General features: G+C 65.2%; 12 protein-coding genes. 4 read left to right on the forward strand and 8 right to left on the reverse strand.

What is annotated here, in order from left to right; all coding sequences use genetic code 11:
* Positions 1-171 precede the first annotated feature (171 nt).
* The 4 genes from HF680_RS09215 (at position 172) to holA (ending at position 4,918) form a co-directional block, all read left to right on the forward strand.
* Positions 172-636 carry a DUF3576 domain-containing protein gene (locus HF680_RS09215; RefSeq protein ID WP_017505409.1) on the forward strand — a complete coding sequence of 155 codons (465 nt, stop codon included), beginning with the start codon at positions 172-174 and terminating at the stop codon, positions 634-636.
* Between the two features lie 174 nt (positions 637-810).
* Positions 811-3,390 (forward strand): leucine--tRNA ligase, encoded by a 2,580-nt coding sequence (gene leuS, locus HF680_RS09220; protein ID WP_185224855.1) that lies wholly within the window; start codon positions 811-813, stop codon positions 3,388-3,390.
* Entirely contained in the window at positions 3,390-3,869 is a 480-nt protein-coding gene (gene lptE / locus HF680_RS09225) for an LPS assembly lipoprotein LptE (protein ID WP_185224856.1), read from the forward strand. Before leuS ends, lptE begins: the two co-directional genes overlap by 1 nt.
* Positions 3,866-4,918 (forward strand): DNA polymerase III subunit delta, encoded by a 1,053-nt coding sequence (gene holA, locus HF680_RS09230; protein WP_185224857.1) that lies wholly within the window; start codon positions 3,866-3,868, stop codon positions 4,916-4,918. The genes lptE and holA overlap by 4 nt, the downstream gene beginning before the upstream one ends.
* A 2-nt stretch (positions 4,919-4,920) precedes the next feature.
* On the opposite strand, the gene HF680_RS09235 is transcribed toward holA, so the two are convergent.
* From HF680_RS09235 to rho, 8 genes are all read right to left on the reverse strand, one after another.
* Positions 4,921-5,103 (reverse strand): hypothetical protein, encoded by a 183-nt coding sequence (locus HF680_RS09235; protein WP_185224858.1) that lies wholly within the window; start codon positions 5,101-5,103, stop codon positions 4,921-4,923.
* A 26-nt stretch (positions 5,104-5,129) separates the two neighbouring features.
* On the reverse strand, positions 5,130-6,020 hold the full coding sequence (locus tag HF680_RS09240; RefSeq protein ID WP_185224859.1) for a ParB/RepB/Spo0J family partition protein: 891 nt from the start codon (positions 6,018-6,020) through the stop codon (positions 5,130-5,132).
* Positions 6,021-6,045: 25 nt separating this feature from the next.
* On the reverse strand, positions 6,046-6,864 hold the full coding sequence (locus HF680_RS09245; protein WP_039246649.1) for a ParA family protein: 819 nt from the start codon (positions 6,862-6,864) through the stop codon (positions 6,046-6,048).
* Complete coding sequence (gene rsmG / locus HF680_RS09250) at positions 6,845-7,477, reverse strand: 16S rRNA (guanine(527)-N(7))-methyltransferase RsmG (RefSeq protein ID WP_185225044.1); 633 nt, start codon at positions 7,475-7,477, stop codon at positions 6,845-6,847. Before rsmG ends, HF680_RS09245 begins: the two co-directional genes overlap by 20 nt.
* Entirely contained in the window at positions 7,477-9,357 is a 1,881-nt protein-coding gene (mnmG, locus tag HF680_RS09255; protein ID WP_185224860.1) for a tRNA uridine-5-carboxymethylaminomethyl(34) synthesis enzyme MnmG, read from the reverse strand. Before mnmG ends, rsmG begins: the two co-directional genes overlap by 1 nt.
* 102 nt (positions 9,358-9,459) lie before the next feature.
* Positions 9,460-10,767, reverse strand: a complete 1,308-nt coding sequence (gene mnmE / locus HF680_RS09260) for a tRNA uridine-5-carboxymethylaminomethyl(34) synthesis GTPase MnmE (RefSeq protein ID WP_045810953.1) — start codon at positions 10,765-10,767, stop codon at positions 9,460-9,462.
* A 36-nt stretch (positions 10,768-10,803) separates the two neighbouring features.
* Positions 10,804-11,028, reverse strand: a complete 225-nt coding sequence (locus tag HF680_RS09265; protein ID WP_045810954.1) for a DUF6489 family protein — start codon at positions 11,026-11,028, stop codon at positions 10,804-10,806.
* Between the two features lie 83 nt (positions 11,029-11,111).
* Entirely contained in the window at positions 11,112-12,545 is a 1,434-nt protein-coding gene (gene rho, locus HF680_RS09270) for a transcription termination factor Rho (RefSeq protein ID WP_185224861.1), read from the reverse strand.
* Between the last annotated feature and the right edge of the window lie 96 nt (positions 12,546-12,641).

The raw sequence follows: 12,641 nt of genomic DNA on the forward strand, positions 1-12,641 counted from the left end.
TCTCGCATGCCCTTCACAAAACACCGCGACGCGCGATGCGACGGGAACCGACTTCGCCTTGTCATCGCCCCTTTTCGCCGTGTTATAGAGCCTGGCAGTCGGCATTCCTCATGCCGTGCGCGCGTGCGGGCGAGGGCTCTCACGTCCCTGAGTTTACGGAGACTTCTCTTGATGAGCCTCAACAAGGCCCTGGTTCGGAACGTCGCGGTCGTGCTGGTCTCGGGCGTGGCCCTGGGCGCGTCCCTGTCGGCCTGCTCGAGCATTCCCTTCGTCGGCGGCAAGAAGTCTGCGCCCAAGACGAACGTGCAACAGGGCATCGGCGTCAACGCCTTCCTGTGGCGCGCCTCGCTGGACACCCTCAGCTTCATGCCGCTGCTGACCGCCGATCCGTGGGGCGGCGTCATCAACTATGACTGGTACATCAACCCCCAGACGCCGAACGAGCGCTTCAAGGCGACCGTCTTCATCCTGGACACCCGTCTGCGCGCCGACGCGCTGAACGTCACGGTGACCAAGGAAGTGAAGGGCGCCGATGGTCAGTGGACCGCCGCCCCGGTCGCCGCCCAGACCGAGGCCGATCTGGAAAACGCCATCCTGACCAAGGCTCGCCAGCTGAACCTGTCGAACGCCGGCTAAAGCCGGAGCTCGCATTATTTTGGCGCTACCGCCTTTCGGCTGCTTGAGCGCCGACTGGTTTAGTTTCGTCGGACCTGCTGGGAACGCCGAAACGGATTACTTCTTGGGCGCTGTCGTCCTTCAGGCTAGTTGAGCCGGGAGGGCGTCAGCGCCCTTTCGACTTTCAGGACGACCGTGGCCCGTTACGAACCCAAGACCGCCGAACCCCGCCAGCAGGCCCGATGGGCCGAGGCTTCCGCCTTCGTCACCAAGGACACCGGTCGGCCGAAGTATTACGTGCTGGAGATGTTCCCCTATCCGTCGGGCAACATCCACATGGGTCACGCCCGCAACTATGTGATGGGCGACGTGGTGGCGCGGTCCAAGCGCGCGCAAGGGTATGACGTTCTGCACCCGATGGGCTGGGACGCTTTCGGCATGCCGGCCGAAAACGCGGCCATGGAGCGCGGCATCCACCCGAAAGGCTGGACCTATTCCAACATCGCCAATATGCGCGAACAGCTGAAGCTGCTGGGCCTGTCGCTGGACTGGTCGCGTGAGTTCGCCACCTGCGACCCGGAATACTATGGCAAGCAGCAGGCGTGGTTCCTGGAGCTGTATCGGCGTGGTCTGGTCTATCGCAAGGATGCGGTGGTCAACTGGGATCCGGTCGACAACACCGTCCTGGCCAACGAACAGGTGATCGACGGACGCGGCTGGCGCTCGGGCGCCCTGGTCGAGAAGCGCAAGCTGAACCAGTGGTTCCTGCGCATCACCGACTATGCCGACGACCTGATCGACGGTCTGAAGACCCTTGACCGCTGGCCCGAAAAGGTCCGGCTGATGCAGGAGAACTGGATCGGCAAGTCCAAGGGCGCGACCCTGTGGTGGGACATTGCCGAGGCGCCGGCCTTCCTGCCCGCCTCCCCCGAGGGCGAACCCAACCACGCCCGCGATCCGATCGAGGTCTACACCACCCGCCCCGACACCCTGTTCGGCGCCAGCTTCCTGGCCCTGGCGCCCGACCATCCCCTGACCAAGGCCATCGCCGAACATCGGCCGGACGTGGCGGACTTCATCAAGGCCTGTGCTCAGACCGGCACCAGCGAAGCCGAGATCGAAAAGGCCGAGAAGCTGGGCGTGGATCTGGGTGTTCGCGTCCGCCACCCCTTCGATCCGGACAAGACGCTGCCGGTCTGGGCCGCCAACTTCGTGCTGTCGACCTATGGTTCGGGCGCCATCTTCGGCTGCCCGGCCCACGACCAGCGGGACCTGGACTTCGCCCGCAAATACGATCTGCCGGTGACGCCGGTGGTCAAACCCGACGACGCCGAGACGGTAGAGATCGGAACCGAGGCCTATGTCGGCCCCGGCCGCGTCTTCAACTCCGACTTCCTGAACGGCATGGACGTCGAGGCCGCCAAGGCCGCCGCGATCGCCAAGGTCGAGGCCGCCGGCCAGGGCCGCGCCGAGACCATCTATCGCCTGCGCGACTGGGGCGTTTCGCGCCAGCGCTATTGGGGTTGCCCGATCCCGATCATCCACTGCCCGTCCTGCGGCGTGGTCGAGGTGCCCACCGACCAGTTGCCCGTCGTCCTGCCTGACGATGTGACCTTTGACGTGCCCGGCAACCCGTTGGCGCGTCATGCGACCTGGAAGCACGTCAAATGCCCGTCGTGCGGCGCGGATGCGACGCGCGAGACCGACACGCTCGACACCTTCGTCGATTCTAGCTGGTATTTCGCCCGCTTCACCGATCCGACGGCCGAGGCGCCGATCGACAAGGCCGCCGCCGACCGCTGGCTGGCCGTCGATCAATACATCGGCGGGGTCGAGCACGCGGTCCTGCACCTGCTGTACGCCCGCTTCATCACCCGCGCCCTGTCTGACGCCGGCATGCTGTCGGTGAAGGAGCCGTTCGCCGGACTGTTCACCCAAGGCATGGTCGTCCACGAGACCTATCGCCGCGCCGACGGCGCCTGGGTCGAGCCGACCGACGTGGAGCTCAAGAACGACAACGGCGCCCGCTCCGCCCGCCAGCTGTCGACCGGCGAGACCCTGGTCATCGGCGACATCGAGAAGATGTCCAAGTCCAAGAAGAACGTCGTGGCCCCGGCCGAAATCCTGGAAAGCCATGGCGTGGACGCCGGTCGCCTGTTCGTCCTGTCCGATAGCCCGCCTGAACGTGACGTGCAATGGACCCCCGGCGGCGTCGAAGGCGCCAGCCGCTTCGTCCAGCGCGCCTGGACCCTGTTCGACACCTACGACGCCGGTTTTGCGGGCGAGGACAAGGCCAACGCCGAGCTGCTGCGCGAGACGCACAAGGCCATCAAGGCCGTCTCCGAAGGGGTCGAAGGCTTCCGCTTCAACTCGGCCATCGCCAAGCTCTACGCCTTCGTCGCCACCATCCGCGACAATGCCCAGGCCGGCGGCGACGCCAAGCGTCAGGCCCTGTCGGCGCTGGCCCGCCTGATCGCCCCCTTCACCCCGCACCTGGCCGAAGAAGCCTGGACGCGGCTCGGGGAAGACGGGATGATTCTGGACGCGCCGTGGCCCGTGTGGGACGCTGCGCTCGCGGCCGACGACGAGGTGGTCCTGCCCATCCAGATCAACGGCAAGCGTCGCGCGGAAATCCGCGTGCCGCGCGGCATGGAGCCGTCCGAGGTCGAAGCGCTGGTCCTGGCCGACGAAACGGTCAAGGCGCGGCTGGAGGGTCTGAGCGTGAAGAAGATCGTCGTGGTCAAGGACCGCATCGTAAATCTGGTGGCCGGCTGATGCGTGTCGCGGCGGCTCTCGCGGTTCTCGCGTCTCTGGCGGTGTCCGCCTGCGGCTTCACGCCCATGTACGCCGAGCCGGCCGTGGGGTCGTCCCTGCGCCGGATCGCCGTCACGACCCAGGACGACCGCCTGGGCTATCGCCTGCGCGAGCAGCTGGAAGACGTCCTGGCCTGGGATCGCGGCGCGACGCCGCTGTATCGCCTGACGACCGAGGTCCAGCAGAACCGCCGCTCGCTGGGTCGCCGTATCGACGACACCGCCACCCGCTATGAACTCACGGTCAAGGCGACCTGGACCCTGACCCCGGCTGCCGGCGGAATGCCTGTCAGCGGCACGGAAACGGTCACCACGACCTACGCTGCCGCCGACCAGCCCTATGCCGCCATCGCCGCCCAGCAGGATGGCGAGGAGCGCGCCGCCGCCGAACTGGCTCGCCTGATCCGACTGGATCTGATGCAGGCGCTGTCGAACCCGTGATCCTGGCCAAACGCCCCGAGATCGATCGCTTTCTGAAGGCGCCCGATCCAGCGATCCGGGCAGCGGTGATCCACGGCAAGGACCGATCGGGCGTCGCCGAGCGGGCCGAGGTGCTGTGCAAAACGGTCACGCCCGATCTGAATGACCCCTTCAACGTCACCGTCCTGACCGACAGCGACATCGATGCCGATGAAACGAAGCTGGAAGAGGCCCTGACGGCCATGTCCCTGATGGGCGGCCGTCGTCTGGTGCGCATCCGTCTGTCGGCGCTGAAGCCCGGCGTGGACAAGGCGGTCGCCGCCGCGCTAAAGATCCACGCCGAGGGCGGCTACAATCCCGACGCCATGATGGTGGTCGAGGCCGACCAGCTGGGTCGCGAATCGGCGCTCAGAAAGGCGGCCGAGAAGGAAAACGGCGCGGTCGGCATCGTCTGTTACGAGGACGAGACCGGCGATGTCGCCCGAATGGTCCGCGAAGCCCTGGCCGCCGACAAGGTCGGCCTGACCTCCGACGCCCTGGACCGCTTCGTCGCACGCCTGCCGCGCGAGCGCGGCCTGATGCGACAAGAGATCGAGCGCCTGGCCCTCTTCATCGGCCCCGGCTCCGGCAAGACGCTGGATATGGATGCGCTGGAGCATCATCTCGGCGTCGAGCCGGACGCCTCCCTGTCGGATGCGGCGCTTCAGGCCTTCGGCGCGCGGCCGGGTCCAGCGCAGGCTGGGCTCAGGCGCGCCTTCGCCGAAGGCGAATCGTCCGTACTCGCCGTTCGTTCTGCGGCGATCCATCTCGGAAAGCTACGCCGGATCAATATCCTGCAGGCCAACGGCACAAACGCCAAGGAGGCCGCAAAGGCCGCCGGCGTCTTCTGGAAGCAGGAGGCCGAAATGCTGCGTCAGGCGCGATCTTGGCGGCTCGAAGCCCTGGACGAGGTCTTGGACAGCATCAACACGGCCGATGTCGCGACCAAGACGACCGGAATGCCGGACCAACTGATCGCCGAACGCCTGCTGCTGGAAATCGCAGGTCGCGCCAGACGGTTGGGGCTGTAGCCCTAACCGCGCTTGGAGGCCTTACGGAAGGCGGGCTGGGCCATGGCGACGTTTCGCGCCGACACAGCCTTCTCTTCGGCCTTGGCGCTGTGTTGCGCGTTGAACCCATGACTCGCCTTGGCCTTCTTGGCGGCAAGCGCCTGTTTCAGCTTGTCGGCTGCGGTGGGTGTCGTGTCTTCAGTCATATCGACACCCTAGCACAGTCCGCCGCTCAGCCGCGCATCAAACGGCGGCACAGGTCGTCCAGCTGCTCTAGCGAGCCGTAGCCGATCGTCAGCTCGCCCTTTCCGCCCTTGTCCGACAACTGCACCTTCAGGCCCAGTGCATCGGCCAGATCCTGCTGCAGGGCGGCGACATCGGCCGCCCCCTCCCCGCCTGCGGCCGCCGACGCTGGCTTGACCTTCGTCGGCTTCGGCCCCTCCACCGCACGGCGCGCCAGGGCCTCGGTCTCACGGACGCTCAGACCATCCACGAAGGCGATGTCCGCCAACTGGCCCGGATCGGGCGTATTGATCAGCGCCCGGGCGTGACCCGCCGACAGCTTGCCTTCGCGCACATAGAACAGCACCCGCTCGGGCAGTTGCAGCAGGCGCATGGTGTTGGCCACATGGCTGCGGCTCTTGCCGACCACGCCCGCAACGGCATCCTGCGTCCGCCCGAAGCGCTCCATCAAAACGCGATAGGCCTCGGCTTCTTCCAGCGGATTCAGGTCGGCGCGCTGGACGTTTTCGACGATGGCGACTTCGAACACCTCGACGTCGTCCATCTCGTGGATGACGATCGGCACCTCGGTCAGGCGCGCCGCCTGCGACGCGCGCCAGCGGCGTTCGCCGGCGATGATCTGCCAGACGCCGTCCTCGCCCGGTTGGGTCCGCACCAAGATCGGCTGCAGCACGCCCTTGTCGCGGATCGAGGCGGTCAGTTCCTCCAAATCCTCCTGGCGGAAGGTCTTGCGCGGCTGGTCCGGATTGGGCTTCAGGCTTTCGATCGGCACGCGTTGCACACCGGCGGGCACGGGCGCATCAGATGCGACCGGCGCTTCGGCGTCCTGTCCCATCAGCGCCGACAGGCCGCGGCCCAGACCTCTTTGTCGTTCAGCCAAGATACTGTTCCGTTTCTAAATAAACTCAGGCGGCCAGCTTCAGGCGCTGGCGTTCGCGCTTCACCACTTCCTTGGCCAGTCGCAAATAGGCCTGGCTGCCGGCGCACTTCAGATCATAGATCAGTGCGGGCTTGCCGAAAGACGGCGCCTCGGCGACGCGGACGTTACGTGGGATGACGCTCTCATAGACCTTGTCGCCAAAGTGAGCGCGCACGTCGTTGGCCACCTGGCCCGACAGGGCGCTGCGACGGTCGAACATTGTCAGGACCAGGCCCTGGATTTCCAGCGATGGGTTGAGGCTGTGCTTGACCATGTCGATGGTGCGCATCAGCTGACTCAGGCCTTCCAGGGCAAAGAACTCGCATTGCAGCGGCACCAGCACCGCGTCCGCCGCCGCCATAGCATTCAGCGTCAAAAGGTTCAGCGACGGGGGGCAGTCGATCAGCACATAGTCATACGCGGTAGGTCCGTCGTCGTGGGCGCGCAGGGCATCGCGCAGCCGATAGGACCGCCGGTCCGCCTGGCTCAGTTCGATCTCGACGCCCGACATGTCGGCGTCGGCGGGCACGATCCACAGACCCGGCACCGTCGTCTGCACTGAGGCATCGGCGATGGAGCGCTGATCCACGACAACATCGTAGATGGTGACGCGCCGTGTTTCACGTGGAACACCCAACCCCGTCGAGGCATTGCCCTGCGGGTCCATATCCACGATCAGCACCCGCTCGCCGATGGCGGCCAGCGCAGTGCCGAGGTTGATCGCCGTCGTCGTCTTGCCCACCCCGCCCTTCTGGTTGGACACGGCGAGGACGCGGGCGGGCTTTCTAGCGCGTTGAGCGGGCACGTCGGAGGCTCCGGATTGTCACGATGCGGCCGCGCACGTCGCTTTGCGACGGGGCCAGTTCAGCCTCGAAATGCCAGGATTTACGCGCTTCGATCAACTCGGATTCGGCACGTTCCCCCTTCAGGAACAGACCTTGTGCACCTCTTTGGAAGTAGGGCTGTGCATAACCCAACAGTTTGTCCATCGGGGCCACGGCGCGGGCGGTGACGATGTCACACGTCACGGACTGCGCTTCAGCCCGACCGACGATGACCGTTGCCGGCAAGGACAGCGCATCCACCACTTCCTGAAGAAATCGACAGCGCTTCGCCAAGCTATCGATCAGCCAGACATGCGCCCCTTCCCGCCCCTTCAGCATGATGGAAAGGACCAGTCCGGGAAAGCCGGCCCCTGCCCCCATATCCGCCCAAGTCTTCGCGTCCGGCGCTAGATCCAGCAGTTGCGCACTATCCCAGACATGGCGGTTCCAGAAGTCCGGCAGACTGTCCGGGCCGACCAGATTCATCACCGCATTGGCCTCGACCAACCGCAGTCGAAAGGCCTCGAGGTCGGCGATCTGTTCCGCAGATGCATTGGCGCGTACGCGGAACGCCTCTTGTTCTGCCTCCAACATCAAGCGGCGACCGACGCCTTGGGCGCGCGCTTCACATAGGCCAAGAGCGCCGTCAAAGCGCCAGGCGTCATGCCCTCGATCCGGCCAGCCTGGCCCAAGGTGCGCGGTTGGACGCGCGCCAGCTTTTCCTTCACCTCATTCGACAAGCCGCCAACGGCGCCATAGTCGAGATCGGTCGGAAGCGTCAGTCCCTCCTCCGCCTTCAGCGCATCCGCATCCTGCGACTGTCGATCCAGATAGTTGGCGTAGCCAGCGTCGATTTGAATCTGCTCGCGAACATCATCGGTCCAGTCGCCGATGACGGGCACGGCCGAAACGAACTGATCCAAAGTCACATCGGGGAAGGCGAGCAGTTCGCGCATCGACCGTCGCCGACCGTCAGCATTGACCGAAATGCCGAGCGCGCCAGCCTCGTTGGGCGTGAACAGTGTTTCACGTGAAACAGCACTCGCTGCCGCAAGCGCCGAGGCCTTGGCGTCAAACCGAATGCGCCGCTCATTGCCGACGATGCCCAGCTCGATCGCAAAGGGTGTGAGCCGAAGGTCGGCATTGTCCGCTCGCAGGGTCAGCCGGTATTCCGCTCGGCTTGTGAACATCCGATACGGTTCGGTGACGCCGCGCGTCACCAGATCGTCGATCATGACGCCGATATAGGCCTGATCACGCCCCAGGATCACCGGCTCCTGCCCGGCCGCTGACCGCGCGGCGTTCAGCCCCGCCATCAGACCCTGAGCCGCCGCTTCCTCATAGCCGGTCGTGCCGTTGATCTGTCCGGCAAGATACAGCCCGGGACGCTTCTTGACCTCCAGCGCCGCTGTCAGCTCGCGCGGATCGACGTAGTCGTATTCGATGGCGTAGCCGTATCGGAAAACCTCAACCGCTTCCAGGCCGGGAATGGTGCGTAGGAAGGCGAGTTGCGTCGGCTCCGATACCGAGGTCGAAATTCCATTCGGATACACCGTCGGATCGTCCAAGCCTTCCGGCTCTAGGAAAATCTGATGGCTGGTCTTGTCGGCGAACCGAACAACCTTGTCCTCGATCGACGGACAATACCGCGGCCCCCGTCCCGACAGCTTGCCGCCATAGACAGCGCTCTCGCCCAGATTCTCCGCGATGATCCGGTGAGTCTCTTCGGTCGTGTGGGTCACGCCGCAGGCGATCTGGGGCACGTCGATCCGGTCGGTCAGGAAGGAAAAGGCTGACGGCGTATTGTCCGCTTCCTGCATTTCCAGCCGGTCCCAGGCGATCGTCCGACCGTCCAGGCGTGCGGGCGTGCCTGTCTTCAGACGTCCCATCATCAGGTCGGCGGCATGAAGATCGGCGGCCAGACCCGTCGAGGGCTCCTCACCATGCCGCCCCGCCGGCGTTCGCTCGTCGCCGCGATGGATGACCCCGTTCAGGAAGGTGCCGGTCGTCAGGACGACTGCCGCAGCCCGAACCGTCTCTCCGTCGCCGGTCACGACGCCGACGACCCGATTACCTTCAAGAATAAGCCGCTCGGCCGTCCCCGCCATCAGAGTCAGGTTGGGCGTGCCCTTCAGTTCGGCCTGCATGGCCTCGCGGTAGAGGCGGCGGTCGATCTGGCTGCGCGGGCCCCGAACGGCGGCGCCTTTGGATCGGTTAAGCAGGCGGAATTGGATGCCGGACACATCGGCCAGCCGTCCCATGACGCCGTCCATGGCGTCGATCTCGCGAACCAGATGGCCCTTCCCCAGCCCTCCGATGGCCGGGTTGCACGACATCTCGCCAATCGTCTCCAGCTTCTGGGTCAACAGAACCGTGTTGGCGTCGGCGCGCGCAGAAGCCGCCGCCGCTTCACAGCCGGCATGGCCGCCGCCGATAACGACGACGTCGAACACGAGATCAGAGGAAGAATTCATGGCCGCCACATAAGCCAAAACGCGTATGATCGCCAGAGGTGGGCTAATCAGATCGGCTCGCGACCCGCCTCTGTTTCACGTGAAACGCTGGTATGGCTGGACCTACTTTCCGATACAAAAGGTCGAGAAGACTTCGCCCAGAATGTCCTCGACGCCGATCGCACCGGTGACGCGGGCCAGAGCGTCGGCAGCCCGTCTCAGATCATCGCCAGCCATTTCCGGCGCGACATTGATCGCAACGCGCGCGGCGTCGACGCTTTCCAGCGCCTCAAGCAAACGCAGCCGATGCCGTTCCTGGGTCACAGCTGGGAAGTCAGCGCCTGACAGATCTTGCGCAAGACGGGCAGCAATCCAGTCCCGAAGCTCGGCCAAGCCATCGCCAGTGGTGGTGCTGACCGCCAGAGTCTCATGGACGCCGCGTGCTAAACTGAGGCCAAGGTCGGACTTGGTCGCCACGATCAGATCGTCATCCTTGACGTAACCTGCAGCCACCCCTTCAGGGTCGCCAGGCGCACGGATCCAAAGACGCAAGTCGGCTTGTTCGGCGCGCATCCGGGCGCGGCGCACACCCTCTGCCTCGACCGGGTCATCGCTGTCTCTCAAGCCAGCCGTATCCGACAAGGTCACGGCATAGCCGCCGATCACCAGATCGGCGTCCAGCACATCACGCGTGGTGCCGGCGATCGGCGTCACGATGGCCGCTTCACGCGCAACCAGCGCATTGAACAGCGACGACTTGCCGGCGTTCGTCTCTCCGATCAGGACGATGCGATAGCCTTCCCTCACCCGTTCGCCACGCCGCCCCGTATCGACCGCGCGTCGCAGGTCGGCGCCGAGTCGGTCCAGCACTGGCCCCGCCGTACGGGCCAGATTGTCCGGCACCTCTTCATCGGGAAAATCGATCTCCGCCTCGACCAAGGCCAAGGCTTGAAGAAGGTCACGACGGAAACCGGCATAGGTCTCGCTCAGTTTTCCGTCCAACTGCCCCAAGGCTTGTTTGGCCTGGGCGCTGGTTTCTGCATCGATCAGATCGGCGACCGCCTCGGCCTGCGCCAGATCCATGCGGCCGTTCTGGAAGGCGCGGCGCGTAAACTCGCCGGGGTCGGCCGGGCGCAAGCCCAGCGCGATCAAGGCGCGGCTGGCGGACTCGACAATCGCCCGACCGCCGTGAAGATGCAGCTCGGCGGCATCCTCACCCGTATAGCTGTTGGGCGCGACGAAACGCAGCACCAGCGCTTGGTCGATGTGATCGCCGGCATGGCTGAGATCGCGCACGGACGCCATGCGCGGTTTCACGCGGGTTGCGCCCAGCGCCGTCAACGCGGTCTCGACGCCGGGGCCCGACAGACGGATCACCGCAATGGCCCCTTGGCCGGACGGCGTCGCCAAGGCGAAGATGGTGTTGATCATCAACTCAGACCGAGCGGCTCCGAAGCGAGCGCGTGCTCACTTCACCGCCGCTTCCATCAGCCGACGGAACTGGTCATGGGCCTGGAGGCCGAAGCTGGTCCAGGTTTTCATCAGTTCGTCAGGCTGCATAGCGGCGACATTGGCCTCCATCCGCTTCTGCATCTCCGCGACCATGGCGTCGTTCAGCGGCGTCACGTCCGGCAGACCGAGGAATGCGCGCGCCTCCGCCGGTGTGCACTCGACTTCCACATTGACCTTCATTGCGCGATTTCCTGTTTCACGTGAAACGCTTCTTCCATCCTGACGCCGCACGCGCGGCACGCGGCTACCTCAGGAAAAACGGATCAGGTGTTCATCGACTGGAAGAAGTCCGAGTTGTTCTTCGACTGACGAAGCTTGTCGAGTAGGAACTCGATCGCGTCCTGCGGACCCATGGGGTTCAGGATGCGGCGCAGGACATAGGTCTTGGCCAGCTGATCCTTCGGCGTGATCAGGTCCTCCTTGCGGGTGCCGGACTTCAACACGTCGATGGCGGGGAAGATGCGCTTGTCGGCGACCTTGCGATCCAGCACGATTTCCGAGTTGCCGGTGCCCTTGAACTCTTCGAAGATCACTTCGTCCATGCGGCTGCCGGTGTCGATCAGGGCCGTGGCGATGATGGTCAGCGAACCGCCCTGCTCCACATTGCGGGCCGCGCCGAAGAAGCGCTTGGGCCGTTGTAGGGCGTTGGCGTCCACACCGCCCGTCAGCACCTTGCCCGACGAGGGGACGGTGGCGTTGTAGGCCCGGCCCAGACGCGTGATGGAGTCGAGCAGGATCACCACGTCCTTCTTGTGCTCGACCAGACGCTTGGCCTTTTCGATCACCATTTCGGCGACCGCGACGTGGCGGGTGGCCGGCTCGTCGAAGGTGGAGGCGACAACCTCGCCCTTCACCGTGCGCTGCATGTCCGTCACTTCTTCGGGACGTTCGTCGATCAGCAGGACGATCAGCAAGACTTCCGGGTGGTTCCGCTCGATCGACTTGGCGATGTTCTGCAACATCACCGTCTTACCCACGCGCGGCGGCGCCACGATCAGGCAGCGTTGGCCCTTGCCCAGAGGCGCGACGATATCGATGACCCGGCCGGAGCGATCCTTCAGCGTCGGATCCTGGATTTCCATGTGCAGCCGCTCTTCGGGATAGAGGGGCGTCAGGTTGTCAAACAGGACTTTGGTCTTGACCGCTTCGGGGTCTTCCAGATTGATCGTGTCGACCTTGAGCAAGGCGAAGTAGCGTTCGCCTTCGCGCGGCGCGCGGACGGCCCCGTGGACGGTGTCGCCCGAACGCAGGCCGAAGCGGCGGATCTGCGACGGCGAGACATAGACGTCGTCCGGCCCCGGCAGATAGTTGGCGTCCGAGCTGCGCAGAAAGCCGAAGCCGTCCGGCAGGATTTCCAGCACGCCGTCGGCGATGATCTCGACTTCTTCGTCGGCCAGGGCCTTCAGTATGGCGAACAGCAGATCCTGTTTGCGCAGGTTCGAGGCGTTCTCGACCTCCAGCTGTTCAGCGAAGGCGACCAGGTCAGCCGGCGTCTTCTCGTTCAGTTCGGCCAGCGTAATGCGGCCGTTGGCGACGACGGGCTCGCCGTCCTCTTCGTCGTCCGCCGTCGTGTCCACGCCGGAATCGGCGCCCGCCGCCTCGCCGGCTTCGTGCGCGGCCCCGTGATGGGTGGGGGTTTCAACCTCCACGCCTTCGGTCTCGGGAGTGTCGGGATTAGCGTCGCGGACGTCGGTCATGATGCAGGCTCGCGGGCGCACGCGGCCAGACGGCTGCGGCGCGGGTCTCTGAAAATGTCTGGCCGGAAGGCCGAAGGGAGGTGCGACGGGCTCCCG

The sequence above is a fragment of the Brevundimonas huaxiensis genome (assembly GCF_014218725.1).
GTDB classification, from domain to species: Bacteria; Pseudomonadota; Alphaproteobacteria; order Caulobacterales; family Caulobacteraceae; genus Brevundimonas; species Brevundimonas huaxiensis.

Bases quoted from the DNA above. Each gene is read 5' to 3' on its own strand.
- mnmG (WP_185224860.1), bottom strand. From the start codon at position 9,357: ATGAATTCTTCCTCTGATCTCGTGTTCGACGTCGTCGTTATCGGCGGC.
- HF680_RS09215 (WP_017505409.1), top strand. From the start codon at position 172: ATGAGCCTCAACAAGGCCCTGGTTCGGAACGTCGCGGTCGTGCTGGTC.
- rsmG (WP_185225044.1), bottom strand. From the start codon at position 7,477: ATGTTGGAGGCAGAACAAGAGGCGTTCCGCGTACGCGCCAATGCATCT.
- lptE (WP_185224856.1), top strand. From the start codon at position 3,390: ATGCGTGTCGCGGCGGCTCTCGCGGTTCTCGCGTCTCTGGCGGTGTCC.
- rho (WP_185224861.1), bottom strand. From the start codon at position 12,545: ATGACCGACGTCCGCGACGCTAATCCCGACACTCCCGAGACCGAAGGC.
- HF680_RS09265 (WP_045810954.1), bottom strand. From the start codon at position 11,028: ATGAAGGTCAATGTGGAAGTCGAGTGCACACCGGCGGAGGCGCGCGCA.
- HF680_RS09235 (WP_185224858.1), bottom strand. From the start codon at position 5,103: ATGACTGAAGACACGACACCCACCGCAGCCGACAAGCTGAAACAGGCG.
- mnmE (WP_045810953.1), bottom strand. From the start codon at position 10,767: ATGATCAACACCATCTTCGCCTTGGCGACGCCGTCCGGCCAAGGGGCC.